We start from the raw sequence: 17,124 nt of genomic DNA on the forward strand, positions 1-17,124 counted from the left end.
CACCGCGATAATCCAGATGACCTTACGTATATATTTCGCTCCGTACATGCAGGCTGCCATGATTGACTGAAGATTTTTATTCGAGGCATGAATGCATACTAACGCAATCATATACCTGTCACATCCGCAACTTCCGTATCCCCGCCCCTGCGGCCCCTGCAAGCCACCCCTGGCGGCAAGGCCTTTGACAGGGGCCGCCGCATGCGCCATTTAACCCGGTCATGGGCATTGAGAATCACAGCAGCAGCTTCGCCCCCGCGGCCCCGCGGGCCGACGGGCGCATCAATCTGATCGGCCTTTCCCGCGAGGAGCTGGAAAGCACGCTGACCGACGCCGGATTCGAGAAGTTCCGGGCCCGTCAGGTCTGGCACTGGCTGTACCATCGCGGGGTGACGGACTTCGCACTCATGTCCACGCTGGCCAAGCCCGCGCGCGAAAAGCTGGCCGAACGGTTCCTGATCGACCGGCCGATGCCCGTGAAGGATCTGAAATCCACCGACGGGACGCGCAAATGGCTCTGCCGCATGCATGACGGGCAGGAGGTGGAGGCCGTGCATATCCCGGAGGAGGATCGCGGCACGCTGTGCGTCTCCTCCCAGGTCGGCTGCACGCTGACCTGCCGGTTCTGCCATACGGGCACCCAGCGTCTGGTGCGCAACCTGACGGCGGACGAGATCGTGGGCCAGGTCATGCTGGCCCGCGACCATCTGGATGAATGGCCCAGCCCCGTGGATGGCCGCATGCTGTCCAACATCGTCATGATGGGCATGGGGGAACCGCTCTACAATTACGAGAATGTCGCCAAGGCGCTGAAGATCATCATGGATGGGGAGGGTATCTCCATATCCAAGCGGCGCATCACCTTGTCGACCAGCGGCGTGGTGCCCCTGATGAAGCGCTGCGGCGCCGAGCTCGGTGTCAATCTGGCCGTTTCGCTGCATGCGGTGAATGACGAGTTGCGCGACCGCATCGTGCCCATCAACCGCAAATACCCCATCCGGGAACTGATGGAAGCGGTGCGCACCTATCCGGGTCTGAACAATGCCCGGCGCTGCACCTGGGAATATGTGATGCTGAAGGGCGTCAATGACAGCATGGCGGACGCGCGCGAGCTTGTACGCCTGATCCGCGGCATCCCGTCCAAGATCAACCTGATCCCCTTCAATCCCTGGCCCGGCTCCCCGTTCGAGCGCAGCGACTGGGACCAGATCGAAAGGTTCAGCGACTATCTGAACGAGGCGGGCTATGCCAGCCCCATCCGCCGGCCGCGCGGCGACGACATCCTGGCGGCCTGCGGTCAGTTGAAAAGCGAAAGCCAGCGCCCCAGCGCCGCCCAGCGCATGGCGCAACTGGAACAGCACAAGCTGCTGGCCGCCGAATACGCGGCCCAGATCGCCGCGAAGGAAGCCGCCCTGGCACTGTAGGCCGGATGGGACTGGGACCGTGGGACATGGGACATCTGGGCAGGGAGGCGCTCTCAGCCTCAGGCGTCGACCATTTCGGCGGCCCGCGCCAGATCGACCGATACGAGCTGGCTGACACCGCGTTCCATCATGGTCACGCCGAACAGCCGGTGCATGCGGGCCATGGTCAGCCGGTGATGGGTGACGATCAGGAAGCGGGTGGCGCCGCTGGCCGCCATCTCCTCCACCATGTCGCAGAACCGGCCGACATTGGCCTCGTCCAGCGGTGCATCCACCTCGTCCAGCACGCAGACCGGCGCCGGGTTGCACAAGAACACCGCGAACAGCAGCGACAGGGCCGTCAGCGCCTGTTCGCCCCCTGAAAGCAGGGACAGGACCTGCAGTTTCTTGCCCGGCGGGCTGGCATAGATTTCCAGCCCCGCATCCAGCGGGTCCTCCAATTCGGTCAGCTTCAGATATGCCATGCCACCGCCGAACAGGCGCGTGAAAAGCCGCTGGAAATGGCCGTCCACCAGTTCGAAGCTGGCCAGCAGCTTTTCCCGCGCCTCGCGGTTGATGGCGCCGATCCCCTGGCGCAGCCGGGCGATGGCTGCGACAAGATCGTCGCGTTCCGCCGTCAGCCGGGCCACCTCCCCTTCCATATCCGCCAGTTCGACCTCGGCCCGCAGATTGACGGGGCCGATACGCTCACGATCCTCCATCAGCCGGGCCAGCCGCTGTTCCAGTTGGGATGGCGGCGGCATCTCCTCGTCGGGTTCCACGCCAGCCGTGGCCAGCACGTCGCCCGGTTCACAGTCCAGCTTCTCCCGCACCCGTTCCACCAGCGCCGCCAGGGCGGACAACGACTGGGCGACGGCCGCTTCGGCATGGGCGCGCGCCTCGCGCGCATCAGCCAGACCGGTTTCGGCACGGCGCACGGACTGGTCGGCCGCCGACAGGGCTGTTTCCGCCTCGGCCAGCGCGTCGCCGGTCCGGCGGCGCTGACGCTCGGCGGCCGTGATGCGGTCACGCAGCGCATCACGCTCCGCCTCGATCTCCACGGGCCGTTCGGCAAGCCGTTCCAATTCGCCGCGCCCTTCCTCGGCCCGTTCGGTCAATTCGGCCAGCCGGGCCGCGGCGCCTTCCACCCGCATCCGCCAGGATGCCTGCTCGGCCTCCAGCGTGGCCAGCCGGCGGCGGCGCTGTTCGGCCTCGCGCTTCACACGCTCCACACCGGCCTGCGCGCCGGAAAGGTGTCCGCGCTGTTCGGCCAGAAGGCCGCGCGCATCGGCCACGGCCAGCCGCGACAGGGTGGGGTCGGGTGAGCCGTCCAGCTCGGCCTGCGCCGCGGCCACGTCGCCGGCCGCCATGGCCCGGTCGCCGTCCAGCGCGTCCAGCGCCTGGGCCAGGGCATCACGCCGGGACCGGGCGGCAGCGGCTTCCGCGGCCAGCCGGGATTGGGCGGCGCGGGCCTGGTCCAGGCCGGTGAAGGCATGGCGCACGGCGTCGCGGGCCTGCCGGTCGCGGGCGGCCGCTTCTTCCTGCCCCCGTCGCGCTACGGCGATTGCCGCATCCGCCGCAGCCACGGCTTCGGCATAAGCCTTGCGGGTCCCGGCCAGTTCGGCCGTAGCCCTTTGCTGGTCGGCTTCGATCGCGGCCAGACGGTTGCGCTGTGTCAGACGGATGGCTGCCGCCGTCGGGGCCCCCGGCGTGACGGTCAGCCCGTCCCAGCGCCACAACCCGCCATCCCGGCTGACCAGCATCTGGCCCGGCGCCAGCGTCGGGGCCAGATGCTGCGCCAGGGCCGTGTCGGATACCAGCCCGATATGGGACAGGCAGCGGGCCAGTTCGGCAGGCGCCTTGACATGGGCCGCCAGCGGCTCCACCCCGGCCGGCAGGGCACGGCTGTCTGCCAGGGGCGGCAACGCGCGCCAGTGGCGGGCGGCAGCCTCGTCCAGCGGGGCCGTCAGATCCTCCCCCAGCGACGCCGCCAGCGCCTGCTCATAGCCGGCAGCCACCGTGATCGCATCGATCAGCGGCGGAAAGAGATCCTCCTCCTCCAGGTGCAGCAGGGCACGCAGCCCGTCGCGTTCCGCCCGCAACTGGGTGTCGCGTGCCTCGGCCTGCGACAGGGCGGCGCGACCGGCGGCGATGGCGGCCTGACCTTCGGCGCGCGCCCGCTCAAGCGCCGCGTCGGCCTGCTGCCGGACGGCCTCTGCCGTTTCGGCCGTGTCACGGGCAAGCTCCAGCCGCTCCTCCGCCAGCAAACAGGTCTCGGCCGCCTGTTCCAGGTCCATGCCATCGTCGATGCGGGCATCCAGGGTGGCCAGTTGCGCCGCCTGTTCGGCCAGCCGCCTTTCCAGCGTGGCCAGCCGTGCTTGGGCGTCGCGCAGCCGGCCGGCGGCACCGTTGCGGGCCGCGTCCTGTGCGGCGGCCACCTCCAGCGCGCGGGACAGGTCGCGTTCAGCCAGATCCACCGCGTCCAGCACCACCTGCGCGGCCTCCTCCGCCGCTTCCAGTTCCATGACCTCGTCGGCCTGGGCTTCCAGCAGGGCGGTCCGTTCCGCCGCCAGACGGGCGGCGGCACTGTCGGCATCGGCGGCCAGCGACCGTTCACGGGCCAGATCGGTGGCCAGTTGCGCCAGCCGCCGCTGCGTGGCGGCATGCGCCGACGCGACCCGCGCCTCCTCGGCATCCAGTTGCTCGCGCGCCAGAACAAGGCGCTGCAGCGCCGCCGCCGCCGCCGCATCCTCCTGCCGGCGCGGCGGCAGCGCCTCTGCCGCCTGTTCGCGCAGCGTCGATGCCGCCGTGACCGCCAGCATCTGGTCGCGCACGGCGGTATCGGCGGCGGCATGGGCGGCGTGCGCCCGGTCCAGGAACCGGTTGGCCTCGTGCCAGCGCTGGTACAGCAACAGGGCCTCGGCCCGGCGGATATGGTCCTGCACCTGACGATAGCGCTGCGCCTGCCGGGCCTGACGCCGCAGTCCCTGCAACTGCCCGTCCAGGGCGCCCAGCACGTCCTCCAGCCGGGTCAGGTTCGTGTCCGCGGCACGCAGGCGCAGTTCGGCCTCGTGCCGCCTTGCATGCAGGCCGCTGATGCCGGCCGCTTCTTCCAGCAATTGCCGCCGGTCGGACGGCCGGGCATTGATCAGCGCGCCGACGCGGCCCTGGCTGACCATGGACGGGCTGTTGGCGCCGGAGGAATGGTCGGCGAACAGGATCTGCACATCGCGGGCACGCACCAGCTTGCCATTGATGCGGTAATCGGACCCGGAGCCACGTTCCAGCCGCCGGGTGATCTCCAGCTCTTCCGCATCGGTGAAGGGGGGTGGGGCGGTGCGGGCATCATTGGCCAGCACCATCGTCACCTCGCAGATATTGCGCGCCGGCCGCGTGGCCGTGCCGCCGAAGATGACATCGTCCATGTCCTCGCCGCGCATGCGCTTGGCCGATGTCTCACCCATGGCCCAGCGCAGCGCCTCCAGCAGGTTGGACTTGCCACAGCCATTGGGGCCGACGACACCCGTCATGCCGGGCTCGATCAGCAACTCGGTCTGATCGACAAAGGATTTGAAGCCGGACAGGCGGAGCTTGTTGAACTGCACGGGGGCTTACATCCGTGTCGGGGAAGGGGACGGCGCCGGCCCGACCGTCAGCCGGCGGCGCACTCCGGCGCGAAAACAATAACGGGGGCACGGCGTCACCCGCCGCACCCCCGTCCGTGATGATCCGGCGGTCCGCGCCGGCATTCCGCGTTCAGCCGGCCGCCAGCGCCGGCATCCCGCTTTTAGGACGATTTGCGCTTGGCGCCGGCCTTGATGACGGCCTCGGTCAACTGGTCCAGATAGGCACCGGCGATGACATATTCGTCATTCACGATGAAGGTGGGGGTGGAGTTGATCTGCTTTTCCTGGCTGGCGGCATACTGGCCCTTGATCAGGAAATCCTCCAGCGGCTTGGACGCCATGCAGGCGTCGAACTGTGCCTGGCTGACGCCGGCCAGCTTGCCGATATTGGCCAGATTGACCAGGAAGTTCTGGTTCAGCCAGCTCCCCTGGTTCTTGAAGATGACGGTCTTCAGCGCCTGGGTCTTCGCCCCGCCGGCACAGCGCATCAGCATGTGCGCGCGCAGGCCCGGCCCGTTCAGCGGAAAGTCGCGGAAGATCAGCCTGACCTCGCCCGTGTCGATGAATTCCTTCTTGAAGGTCGGAAACATCTCCGTCTCGAAATGGGCGCAGTGCGAACAGGCCAGGGAGGCATATTCGACCACGGTCACCTTGGCCTTCGGATCGCCATAGGAGATTTCGGCCATGGCGGCCTTCAGGTCGATGGCGCCATCCTGGGCGAAGGCCGGCAGGGCAGGCGCCAGTGACAGGGCGGCACCGCTGGCCAGCAGGTGGCGGCGCGAGAAGGCGGAAACGACGGAACCGCTCACGGGGCTTGTCTCCAGGCAAAAGGATGGATCGGCTCGGATGCGACTATAGGGGGATGATCATGGCGGCGGCAAGGCGGTTGGGCGACCGCGCGCAGTCGGCGCTCAACGGCCCCGGGGCGGCTTTCCGGCGTCCTTGGCCGCCGCCCCCGCCTCCCCCACTCCCAGCCGGCTTTCCAGACGGGCCAGGGCGGTGGTGTTGGCCATGCGGCTTTCGGCCTCGACCTGACGATAGAGAACGACCAGTTCCCGGCCCCAGTCGGTCAGGGCCGTACCGCCGCCGCCGCTGCCGCCCGTCTGTCCCGCAACGGCCGGCCCGGCGAAGGCGCGGTTCACCTCGTCCACCAGCAGCCAGGCCCGCCGATAGGACATGCCCAGCGACCGCCCGGCCGCGGCAATGGAACCCGTAGCCTCGATGGCTTCCAGCAGCCTGATCTTTCCGGGGCCGAGCTTGGCCCCATTGGTAAAATCCAGGCGCAGGGTGAGGCGGGTCATCGGTGGGCATCCGTGGCAGGGGCGGGGCGTGAAAGTCTCCTTCCCCGGCGGGCGCGGGAAGAACCCTGTCAATTGGGCGGGAAAGGCCCCCGGCGTCAAGCCGCAGCAGCCTCCACGTCACTTGCCCCCGACGCTGCCGCGTCAGTTACCCCCCGACGCTGCCGCGTCAGTGCCCCGCCGCTTCCGCCTTGCGCCGGCGCCGCTTGGCGGCGGCTAGGTTCAAACTCTCCACACCGATCGAGAAGGCGATGGCGAAGTATAGATAGCCCTTGGGAATGTGGAAATGCAGTCCGTCGGCGATCAGTGCCACTCCGACCAGGATCAGGAAGGCCAGCGCCAGCATCTTCACCGTCGGGTGGTCCTGCACGAAACGGGATGTGGGGCCGGCCGCGAACAGCATGACGGCAACCGCGATGACCACGGCCGTCACCATGACGGGCAGATGGTTGGCCATGCCGACCGCGGTGATCACGCTGTCCAGCGAGAAGACGATGTCCAGCACCAGGATCTGGGCGATGACACCGCCGAAGGTGGCCACGACGAGGGGCTTGCCCCCGTCCTCCTGCCCGCCTTCCATCGTGTGATGTATCTCCTGTGTACCCTTGTAGAGAAGGAACAGCCCACCCCCCAGCAGGATCAGGTCGCGGGCGGAGAAATCCATCTCGAACAGCGTGAACAGCGGCCGGGTCAGCGACATGATCCAGGCGATGGAGACCAGAAGCCCCAGGCGCATGACCAGGGCCAGGCCCAGCCCGATCTGCCGCGCCCTGGCGCGCTGCGCCTCCGGCAGGCGGTTGGCCATGATCGAGATGAAGATGATGTTATCGATGCCCAGCACGATCTCCAGCGCCGTCAGGGTCGCCAGGCTGGCCCAGGCATTGGGGTCGGACAACCAGTCGAACATTCGTTCCACCTGCCGATAAGGGTTGGTTAGCGAAAAGTGAACAAGCATAAGGAAGAGACGTTCCAGCCTGCAAGGAGCCCGCGCGTGCAAGCTTGCGGTGGGTGGCCATCGGGAATAGCGTGACAGGCAAATCCATACCGATCAGGAACCGCCCATGCGTCTCATCGCCCGCTCGCTCCTGCTGGCCGCCCTCGCGGCCGCGCCGCTGGCCAGCGCCCTGCCCGCCGCCGCTGAAACCGTGCTGCGCCGGGGCATCGGGGCCGCCCCGGATACGGTGGACCCCGGCAAGGCCGAACTGCACCCGTCGTCCATCGTCATCTATGACCTGTATGAAGGGCTGCTGACGCCCGGCGCGGACGGGACACCACGCCCGGGTGCGGCGGAGAAATGGGACATATCGGCCGATGGCCGCACCTACACCTTCCATCTGCGCGCCGATGGCAAATGGTCCGACGGCAAGCCCGTGGTGGCCGGCGATTTCGTCACGGCCTGGCGGCATCTGGCGGCACCGGCCACGGCGTCGCCCTATGGCTATTTCGTCTGGGTCATCCAGAACGGGGCCGAAGTGTCGTCGGGCAAGCTGCCGCCGGAAAAACTGGGCGTGGAAGCGGTGGACGACCGCACGCTGAAGGTGGTGCTGAAGGAACCGGCCGCCTATTTCCTGGGCCAGCTTTCACATCAGTCCATGTCCCCCATCCGGCTGGACCGCAAGGACGGCCAGCCCATCAGCAACGGGGCCTATCAGTTGGTGGAGATGATACCCCAGACCCACTACAAGCTGACCCGCAACCCCTACTATTACGACAATGCGGCCGTGAAGATCGACACGGTCTATCACAATGTCACGGAGAACCTGGAAACGGAGCTGAAGCGGTTCCGGGCCGGTGAGCTGGACATCACCTATACCCTGCCCGTCACCCAGGCGGAATGGGCGCGGCGGCAGGCGGCCGATGCCTATGTGCCGACCCCCACCTATTCCACCTTCTATCTGGCCTTCAACCTGCGGCACGAGCCCTGGAAGTCCAACCCCAAGCTGCGGGCCGCGCTGACCCTGGCCATTGATCGGGAGGTGCTGACGGAAAAGGTGCTGAACGGCGACATGCTGCCCGCCTACAGCTTCACCCCGCCGGGCAATGTCGGCGGGTACGAACCGCCGCGCCCGGACTGGGCGGCCCTGACCCAGGCGCAGCGTGACGAGATGGCGAAGAAGCTGCTGGCAGAAGCGGGCTATGGCCCCGGCGGCAATACGCTGCCGACGGTGGAGGTTCTGCATTCCACCTCGGAGAATTCACGGCGGGTCATGGTGGCCGTGGCCGCCATGTGGCGGCAGAAGCTGGGGGTGCAGACCAACCTGAACAACCAGGAATTCCGCGTCGTCGCCAGCATCGGCAACCAGAAGAGCTACAAGGACGTCATTTCATATGGCTGGATCGGTGATTTTCCCGATCCGATCAATTTCCTGAAACTGCTGCGCGGTGACGTGGCCCAGCAGAACCTGTCCGATTATCGCAATCCGGCCTATGACGCGCTGCTGGACAAGGCCAATGCCAGCCTGGACCCGGCAGAGCGCATGACGATGCTGGCAGAGGCCGAACGCATGTACCAGGCCGACTTCCCCATCGTCCCGCTCTACCACAACAACCGCCGCCGGATGGTATCGCCCAAGGTCCAGGGCTGGCGGCCGGTGCCGCTGGACCAGTTGCCGACGCGCTGGCTGGATGTGAAGCGCTGAGACCGGCGTGAGACCGGAGGGGGGGCGGCGTCAATTCACGACGTCGGCCTGCTCCTCCAGCCCGTATTGGCGCATGATGGCGGCCAGCCGGCCGCTCTCCCGCAGCCGGCGTGTCCCGTCGGCCATCATCCGGGCCAGGACGGGCGCACGCGGATCGCTGGCTGAAAACCCGACGAACAGGTCGGCATCGTCGCGCAACGGCACGGTCTCGACCTTATGGTCCAGGCCCAGGCGGCGGACCTGCCAGCGCAACACGTTATAGTCGTCCAGCAGCATGTCCATGCGCCCGGCCGTCAACATGCGCAGCCCCTGCACCAGGTGCGAATAGCCAAAGCCACTCAGCACCGTGATCCGGTCCGGATTGTCCTGATTCCTGTTAACATACGCCTGCAACGCGCCGCCATAATCATAATCCTTGATCACGCCCAGGCGGAAAGGAACGAAATCTTCGGGATCGTTGAAGATGAAGCCACGGCCGCGGGTCACGGCCACGGCATTGGCTGAATTGCCTTGCGCCAGTTCCGGCAACCGGATGGCACCATCCATGTCGGAAGCCACGCCGGGTAACGCCGTGGCGCTGCCATCGCTGGCCATGCGCCGCATCACGGCGAAATTGACGACGCGATACTCAACCCGCAGGCCCGACGCCTCGAATATTTCCCTTGCGATATCAACCATGTAACCCTCGCGCCCATCGGCGTCCGGATCACAGGCATAGGGGCACCAAGGGTCTGACGCGATGACAACGGGCCGTGCCAGTTCGGTCGCGTTCAGTTCATGGGCGCGAACCCCATCAGCACCGATGACGAATGCCAGGGCGAAGCATTGGGGGATGAGGATGCACCGGAGATCGGCCAAGGACTTCAGCATGGGACGGTAATATACACATGCTCCGGCACAAATCACGCCCGGACTTTGAAGTCTATAAGAAAATCCGTGGAAACCCCGTCCTGTATCCGGCTTTAACAATGTTTTTCGATAATTTTATTCAATTTCTCTCTGGACAAAGAGAAGGACGGCCGCAACTGGCCTCGGCCACTATTGTGGAGACTGTCTGATACCAAGTTGCGATGAGTAGAACTCATCGCAACTTGGTCCGGCGGCGACCGCCGCCGCGCCGCTCGTGCGGCGTAGCCAAGCCAAGGAATGTTGGCGCCGGCGATTGAGGGCGGTGACCAGAACCTATAGGTTCTGGTCACCGTAAAATAGTATGCCTGTCAGAACTGGCCGCAAGCTGGTCCGGCGGCGACTGCCACAGCAGCGCTTGTGCAGCGTCGCCAACCCAGCGGATGCTGGCGCCGGCGATAGGGAGCGGTGATCAGAACCAACAGGTTCTGATCACCGGGAACTGGCATGGCCGATAAACGACACAGGGATTGTCCCTGGATGACGGGGTGACGGAAGGCCCGCAATCCGTTCCGTTCACCCCGGGACAATGACCCCATCCCTATCAGGCCCCCTGACCTGCCGCTGTCAGGCGGCGGGCCTGGTCCACCGCAGTACAGGCTTGCGGGCCGCCTGCGTTTCGTCCAGCCGCTTGCGCGGGGTCAGCCGGGGGGAGGCCTGGAAATGGGTTTGGTCACCCGCCCTGGCCTTCGCCGCCAGATGACGCATGGTCCCGATGAACAGGTCCAGCGTGCGCTTGCTTTCCGTTTCCGTCGGCTCGATCAGCAGGGCGCCGTGTACGACCAGCGGGAAATACATCGTCATGGGATGATAACCCTCGTCGATCATCGCCTTGGCGAAATCCAGTGGGGTGACGCCCGTACCCTTCAGGAAGCGGTCGTCGAACAGGGCCTCGTGCATGCACGGCCCCTCGAACGAGGCCGACATCACATCCTTCAGGCTGGCCAGCACGTAATTGGCATTGAGTACGGCGTCGGAAGACACCTGTCGCAGCCCGTCCGCCCCGTGCGACAGCATGTAGGCCAGCGCCCGCACGAACATGCCCATCTGGCCATGGAAGCCCTTCAGCCGGCCGAAGGGCCGGGCCTCGCCGGCATCCCTGGCATGTTCGACCAGGGTGAACCCGTCCTTGCCATGCACCACGAAGGGCAGCGGCGCGAAGGGGGCCAGGGCGTCGGACAGCACCACCGGGCCGGAACCCGGACCGCCGCCGCCATGCGGGGTGGAGAAGGTCTTGTGCAGGTTGATGTGCATGGCATCGACGCCCAGGTCGGCGGGGCGGACCCGGCCGACAATGGCGTTGTAATTCGCACCATCGCAATAGAAATAGCCGCCGGCCGCATGCACCGCGTCGGCGATTTCCCTGATCTGCGGTTCGAACAGGCCGCAGGTATTGGGGTTGGTCAGCATGATGCAGGCGACATCGTCGCCCAGCTTGGCCTTCACGGCCTCCACGCTGACACGGCCATTATCCTCCGTCGGGATCGTGTCGACGGTGAAACCGCAGAAGGCGGCCGTGGCCGGGTTGGTGCCATGGGCCAATTCGGGAACCAGCACGCGGCGGCGACGGCTTTCGCCCCGTGCTTCCAACGCCGCATGGATGGCCATCAGGCCGCACAGCTCCCCATGCGCGCCGGCGCCCGGTGACATGGCGACGGCGGGCATACCGGTCAGCGTCTTAAGCCAGTGCGCCAGTTGATCGATCAGTTCCAGCGCACCCTGAACCGTTTCCACCGGCTGCATCGGGTGGATATCGCTGAAGCCCGGCAGGCGGGCCACCTTCTCGTTCAGACGCGGATTGTGTTTCATCGTGCAGGACCCCAGCGGATAGAGGGTCGTGTCGATGGCGAAGTTCTTCTGGGACAGGCGCGTGTAATGGCGCACCACATCGGGCTCGGCCAGCGACGGCAGGCCGACACCGGCACGCGGGCTGAGGCCCCCCAGGCGGGTGGCGGCGGTCACCGGTTCGTCCAAGTCCACGCCGATGGCGCCCGGATTGTCCAGTTCGAAGATCAGCGCCTCTTCCTGCTGCAGCGCCTTGTTGCCGGTGAAGGTGACGATTTCGTCCGTGATCGACACGGCATGGGGGGTGCTGTCGCGACCCTGGCTGTTCATGGCCATCAGAGAACCTCCTCCAGGCCGCGCGCCAGCGCGTCCATGTCTTCCACACTGCTGATCTCGGTGACCGCGACCAGCAGCAGATCGTCCAGCCCTTCCACATCCGGGTGCAGGCGGCTGACCGGCACGCCGGCCAGGATGTTCCTGGCCGCCAGCTTGGAGACGACCTTCGCCGCCTTCCGGGGCAGCTTTACCGTGAATTCGTTGAAGAACCCGTCATTGACGACGCTGACCCCCTTCACCGCCGACAGCTTGTCGGCCAGCATCACAGCATTGGCGTGGTTGATGCGGGCCAGTTGCACCAGCCCCTGCTCGCCCAGCAGCGACAGGTGGATGGTGAAGGCAAGCGCACACAGGCCGGAATTGGTGCAGATGTTCGACGTCGCCTTCTCGCGGCGAATATGCTGCTCGCGCGTCGAGAGGGTCAGCACGAAACCACGCTTGCCATCGGCATCCACCGTCTGGCCGCACAGGCGGCCCGGCATCTGGCGCACGAATTTGTCGCGCGTGGCGAACAGGCCCACGTAAGGACCGCCGAAATTCAGGCCATTGCCGATGCTCTGCCCCTCGCAGACCACGATATCGGCCCCCATGGAACCGGGCGACGGCAACAGGCCCAGCGACACCACCTCCGTCACCACCACGATGACCATCACGCCCTTGGCGTGCGCCGCCTCGCACAGTGCCGTGAAGTCGCGCAGATGGCCGAACAGGGACGGGGTCTGCACGACGACGGCCGAGGTCTCCGCGTCCAGCAGGGCCGACAGCTCCTCGGCATTCTTCCAGTCCGGCGCCTGGGCGCGGATATCCATACCCATCACGCCACAGGTGGTTTCCACCACTTCGCGGTAATGCGGGTGCAGGCCGCCGGACAGGATGACCTTGTTGCGCTTGTTGACGCGGGCGGCCATCAGGACGGCCTCCGCCGTGCCCGTCGCCCCGTCATACATGGAGGCGTTGGCCACATCCATGCCGGTCAACACCGCCACCTGGGTCTGGAACTCGAACAGATATTGCAGCGTGCCCTGGGTGACTTCCGGCTGGTACGGCGTGTAACTGGTCAGGAACTCGCCACGCAGCAGGATCTGATCGACCGAGGCGGGCACATGGTGCTTGTAGGCCCCCGCCCCCACGAAGAACGGCACGGTCGAGGCCGCGACGTTCCTGGCGGCCAGGCGCGACAGGTGGCGTTCCACCTCCAGTTCGCCCTTATGGTCGGGCAGGCCCGCGATCTTGCCCGGCAGCCTTGCATGGTCGGGCACGTCACGGAACAGGGCATCCACGCTGTCCACCCCGATGGTGGACAGCATGGCGGCACGGTCGGCATCCGTCAGCGGCAGGTAACGCATCACAGCCCCTGAATGAAGTCGTTATAGGCGTCCTGGTCCATCAGGGCGTCGAACTGCGCCTGATCGGCAATGGTCATCTTGAAGAACCAGCCGTCACCCTGCGGGTCGGTGTTGGCCAGGGCCGGCTCATCGGCCAGGGCGGCATTGCCCTCCAGGACCGTGCCAGCGACGGGCGCATAGATCTCCGAGGCGGCCTTCACCGATTCCACCACAGCGGCTTCCGCCCCCTGGGTCAGGACCTTGCCGGCGTCCGGCACCTCGACGAACACCACGTCGCCCAGCGCGTTCTGGGCATAGTCGGTGATGCCGACGGTGGCAACACCACCGTCCAGGCTGATCCACTCATGGTCCTTGGTGAAACGGATGGTCATGGGTCGGGTCTCTCGGGTCTTGGGGGATGGGAAGGTCGGTTGGTTGCCATTGCTGTGTCTGCGCTTGGCCCCTCATCACGGCCATCCCCACGAAAGCGGGGAAGACGGCGTGATGAGGAATGGTCAATCAGCGCCCAGGCACTTTCACAGCAATGGCAGCATCTGTGCGGCGGGGAAGAGGGTCTTGCGACCCTCAGCCCTTGAAATAGCGGTGCGGTGCGAACGGCATGGCGGCCACCTTGGCGGGCAAAGCCTTGCCACGGACGATCAGCCGGACCTCCGTGCCGACGGCGGCAAAGCCGGCATCGACATAGCCCATGGCAACAGGGCCGCCGGCCGTGGGGCCGAAGCCGCCGCTGGTGATCTCCCCGATACGATTGCCGGACAGGTCCTGGATTTCGGTATGCTCACGGGCCGGCGCCTTGCCTTCCGGCTGGATGCCCACGCGCTTGCGGGCGGGGCCGGCAGCCAGTCGGGACTGCACCACCGATGCACCGGGAAACCCGCCCTCTGCCTTCCGGCGTTTGGAGATGGTCCAGGTCAGGGCGGCTTCCACCGGATCGGTGGTGGTGTCGATGTCATGACCATAAAGGCACAGGCCGGCTTCCAGGCGCAGCGAATCGCGCGCACCCAGCCCGATCGCCTCCACCCCGTCCTGGGCGAGCAGCAGGCGGGCCAGCCCTTCGGCATCGGCCGCGGCCACGCTGATCTCGTACCCGTCCTCGCCGGTATAGCCCGAGCGGCTGATCTGCACGGGAATGCCGCCGATGACAGCCTGGCGCGCGCTCATGAAGCCCATGGCCGCCGCTTCGGGCAGCAGGCGGGACAGGATGGACGCCGCCTCCGGCCCCTGCAGGGCCAGCAGGCCGGCATCGTCGCCCAGATAGTCGATGGTCACGTCGGCGGGCAGGCTGGCCTTCAGGTGGGCCAGATCCTCCGCCTTGCAGCCGGCATTGATCACCACATAGAGGTGATCCTCGAACCGGGTGACCATCAGGTCATCCAGGATGCCGCCTTCATCATTGGTGAACATGGTGTAGCGGATGCGGCCCGGCGCCAAGGCCGCGATATCGCCCGGCACCAGCGCTTCCAGCGCCTTGATCACGCTGTCGATGCCGCCCCCCCGCAGGCGGACCTGTCCCATGTGCGACACATCGAACAGACCGGCGCGGGCTCTCGTGTGCAGATGCTCCTTCAGCACGCCCAGCGGATACTGGACCGGCATGTCATAACCGGCGAACGGCACCATCCTGGCGCCCAGTTCGACGTGAAGATCATGAAGCGGTGTGCGCAGCAGGCTGGTGTCACCCAAGGCGGGACACTCCCATCAGGACAGAGTGCGGCCGTCACGGGGCGCCTCCCCGCGGCGGTTCGCCCCCCTCTGTCCTGGCCCCTGAGAGATTCGCCGCGCGGTTCACACGTCGGCTTACTCCGTCGGTGGGCTGTCGGCCCGTTGCCGGACCCGCCTGCTTTCCAGATGCGCCTACCCTGTGCGGTCCTTTTGCCTGAGAGTTTCCGGGGGCGGTTGCTCCTTCGGCGCCGGACACCCCGTTGCCAGGGGCCGGTCTCTCCCGCATGGGGTCATCGGCTATGCGGGCGCTAACCTACGCTTACCTTCGCGCCTGTCAACCCCCAGTGAAGGGTCACCGCCCCTCGTTCGACGCCCGGTTGGCAGCGATCTCTTCCGGGGTGAGCTGGAAGCCGACCAGGACCTCGAACCAGCGCGCATCCATGGTCTTGGGCGCGGGGATGACCTGGGTCAGCTTCTGTTCCACCGTGCCGGCCCCGCCCGACAGGGGCACGGACGTCGTGAAGGTCTTCTTTGACAGGATGTTGCGGTCCGGGTCCGTCACGGCGACGAAATAGGTGACCGGGATGGCGGTGGCCGTGCCCCCATCGGCCGCGCGGCCCGTGATGACCAGGTTGGCGGCAACGGTGACCGAATTGTCGTCATAGCCGCAATTGGCCAGGATGCCGGACAGGATGGCCACACCGGCCTCGCTGCGGGCCGTGCCGGCATCGCGCAGCACGCCCACATTGGGGCAGGCGGCGATCATGTGTTCATTGTCCGAACAGGCGCCCAGCGTCAGGACACCCATCCCCGCCAAAGCGGCCAGGGTCCAGCGGCGGGCGGCTTTCCTGACCGGCGAAACCGGTTTATGGTCGGGCCGGGTCTTCATCGAGCAAGGGCTGGTCATCAAGGGTCCGTTCACTTCCGTTCACCGCGGCCAGATTGGGCGGCGACCATGTCAACAGCATGGCCCGCACCCTATATATGCCGGGTTGCGACAATATAGGGGGCCATCCGGCCGCGCAAGCATGGCCCCAACCGCTGACACGCTTCGACAGGGATCATCCCATCATCATGTCCGAGAACATTGCCCGCCCCGCCGCCCCGCTTCCGCCGCTGCACGTGCTGCTGGCGGCACCCCGGGGATTCTGTGCCGGGGTGGACCGCGCCATCCAGATCGTGGAAACGGCCCTGCGGAAATTCGGCGCCCCCGTCTATGTCCGGCACGAGATCGTGCATAACCGCTTCGTGGTGGAAAGCCTGGAAGCCAAGGGTGCCGTGTTCGTGCAGGAACTGGACGAGGTGCCGGACGACAGGCCCGTGGTGTTTTCCGCCCATGGCGTGCCCAAATCGGTTCCGGCCGAGGCTCAGCGGCGCAACATGATCTTCGTGGATGCAACCTGCCCCCTGGTTTCCAAGGTCCACCGCGAGGCGGAGCGCCATTTCGAGACGGGACGCACCGTCATCCTGATCGGCCATGCCGGCCATCCGGAGGTGGTGGGCACGATCGGCCAGTTGCCCGATGGGGCCGTGAAACTGGTGGAGACGGTGGCCGATGTCGCCACCCTGTCGGTCGATGATCCCGACAACCTGGCCTTCGCCACGCAGACCACCCTGTCGGTCGACGACACGGGCGCCATCGTGGAGGCGCTGCGCACCCGCTTTCCCACCATCGCCGGCCCGAAGCGGGAGGATATCTGCTACGCCACCACGAACCGGCAGGCGGCCGTGAAGGCCATCGCGACCGGCGCCGATGCGCTGCTGGTGCTGGGGGCCCCCAACTCGTCCAATTCCGTCCGGCTGGTGGAGGTGGCGCGCGCCCATGGCTGTACCCGTGCCATGCTGGTGCAGCGGGCCGCCCAGATCGACTGGGACCGGCTGGAGAATATCCGGACCCTGGGGATCACGGCCGGCGCGTCGGCCCCGGAAGTGCTGGTGGACGAGGTGCTGGCCGCCCTGGGCGAACAATTCGCGGTGACGGTGGAGGAAGTCGTGACGGCAACGGAGAACGTCACCTTCAAGCTGCCGCGCGTGCTGGCCGCGGAATAACACCAGCGGCTGGTTATCTTGACCGGTGGTATTGCCCGGTCCCGGCCTTCCCCCGTTCCGCACGATCAGCCAGG

The 17,124-nt window shown here is 66.6% G+C and carries 13 protein-coding genes and 1 riboswitch; of the genes, 3 read left to right on the top strand and 10 right to left on the bottom strand.

Going from position 1 to position 17,124, the window contains the following annotated elements; all coding sequences use genetic code 11:
• The first annotated feature begins 221 nt into the window (after positions 1-221).
• Positions 222-1,424 carry a 23S rRNA (adenine(2503)-C(2))-methyltransferase RlmN gene (gene rlmN, locus ABC728_RS12450; RefSeq protein WP_416618106.1) on the top strand — a complete coding sequence of 401 codons (1,203 nt, stop codon included), beginning with the start codon at positions 222-224 and terminating at the stop codon, positions 1,422-1,424.
• A gap of 59 nt (positions 1,425-1,483) precedes the next feature.
• Here rlmN and smc read toward each other — a convergent pair whose 3' ends face one another.
• The 4 genes from smc to ABC728_RS12470 all read right to left on the bottom strand — a co-directional run bounded on the left by smc (position 1,484) and on the right by ABC728_RS12470 (position 7,234).
• Complete coding sequence (gene smc / locus ABC728_RS12455) at positions 1,484-5,008, bottom strand: chromosome segregation protein SMC (protein ID WP_445376555.1); 3,525 nt, start codon at positions 5,006-5,008, stop codon at positions 1,484-1,486.
• 182 nt (positions 5,009-5,190) lie between these two features.
• A complete protein-coding gene (locus ABC728_RS12460; protein ID WP_416618104.1) occupies positions 5,191-5,838 on the bottom strand; it encodes a thioredoxin domain-containing protein in 648 nt (215 codons plus the stop codon).
• A gap of 102 nt (positions 5,839-5,940) precedes the next feature.
• The gene (locus tag ABC728_RS12465; RefSeq protein ID WP_416618103.1) at positions 5,941-6,330 is read right to left on the bottom strand and encodes a winged helix-turn-helix domain-containing protein; all 390 of its coding nucleotides are present in this window, start codon (positions 6,328-6,330) and stop codon (positions 5,941-5,943) included.
• Positions 6,331-6,496: 166 nt separating this feature from the next.
• Positions 6,497-7,234, bottom strand: coding sequence for a TerC family protein (locus ABC728_RS12470; protein ID WP_416618102.1), 738 nt, complete (start codon positions 7,232-7,234; stop codon positions 6,497-6,499).
• 154 nt (positions 7,235-7,388) lie between these two features.
• Between ABC728_RS12470 and ABC728_RS12475 the strand changes: the two genes are divergently transcribed.
• Positions 7,389-8,966 carry a peptide ABC transporter substrate-binding protein gene (locus tag ABC728_RS12475; protein WP_416618101.1) on the top strand — a complete coding sequence of 526 codons (1,578 nt, stop codon included), beginning with the start codon at positions 7,389-7,391 and terminating at the stop codon, positions 8,964-8,966.
• 30 nt (positions 8,967-8,996) lie between these two features.
• Here the strand turns inward: ABC728_RS12475 and ABC728_RS12480 are convergent, their stop codons facing one another.
• The 6 genes from ABC728_RS12480 to ABC728_RS12505 all read right to left on the bottom strand — a co-directional run bounded on the left by ABC728_RS12480 (position 8,997) and on the right by ABC728_RS12505 (position 15,908).
• Positions 8,997-9,836 (bottom strand): substrate-binding periplasmic protein, encoded by an 840-nt coding sequence (locus ABC728_RS12480; RefSeq protein WP_416618100.1) that lies wholly within the window; start codon positions 9,834-9,836, stop codon positions 8,997-8,999.
• Between the two features lie 603 nt (positions 9,837-10,439).
• The gene (gene gcvPB, locus ABC728_RS12485) at positions 10,440-11,993 is read right to left on the bottom strand and encodes an aminomethyl-transferring glycine dehydrogenase subunit GcvPB (RefSeq protein ID WP_445376556.1); all 1,554 of its coding nucleotides are present in this window, start codon (positions 11,991-11,993) and stop codon (positions 10,440-10,442) included.
• A complete protein-coding gene (gene gcvPA, locus ABC728_RS12490) occupies positions 11,993-13,339 on the bottom strand; it encodes an aminomethyl-transferring glycine dehydrogenase subunit GcvPA (protein WP_416618098.1) in 1,347 nt (448 codons plus the stop codon). Before gcvPA ends, gcvPB begins: the two co-directional genes overlap by 1 nt.
• Positions 13,339-13,710, bottom strand: a complete 372-nt coding sequence (gene gcvH, locus ABC728_RS12495) for a glycine cleavage system protein GcvH (protein ID WP_416618097.1) — start codon at positions 13,708-13,710, stop codon at positions 13,339-13,341. The genes gcvPA and gcvH overlap by 1 nt, the downstream gene beginning before the upstream one ends.
• Positions 13,711-13,903: 193 nt before the next feature.
• Positions 13,904-15,022 (bottom strand): glycine cleavage system aminomethyltransferase GcvT, encoded by a 1,119-nt coding sequence (gene gcvT, locus ABC728_RS12500; protein WP_416618096.1) that lies wholly within the window; start codon positions 15,020-15,022, stop codon positions 13,904-13,906.
• A gap of 171 nt (positions 15,023-15,193) precedes the next feature.
• Positions 15,194-15,294: riboswitch (glycine riboswitch) on the bottom strand.
• A gap of 59 nt (positions 15,295-15,353) precedes the next feature.
• Positions 15,354-15,908 (bottom strand): hypothetical protein, encoded by a 555-nt coding sequence (locus ABC728_RS12505; RefSeq protein ID WP_416618095.1) that lies wholly within the window; start codon positions 15,906-15,908, stop codon positions 15,354-15,356.
• 167 nt (positions 15,909-16,075) lie between these two features.
• Here ABC728_RS12505 and ispH point away from each other — a divergent pair, with 167 nt between their 5' ends.
• On the top strand, positions 16,076-17,050 hold the full coding sequence (gene ispH / locus ABC728_RS12510) for a 4-hydroxy-3-methylbut-2-enyl diphosphate reductase (protein ID WP_445376557.1): 975 nt from the start codon (positions 16,076-16,078) through the stop codon (positions 17,048-17,050).
• Positions 17,051-17,124: the final 74 nt, after the last annotated feature.

It is taken from the genome of Niveispirillum fermenti (assembly GCF_052474395.1).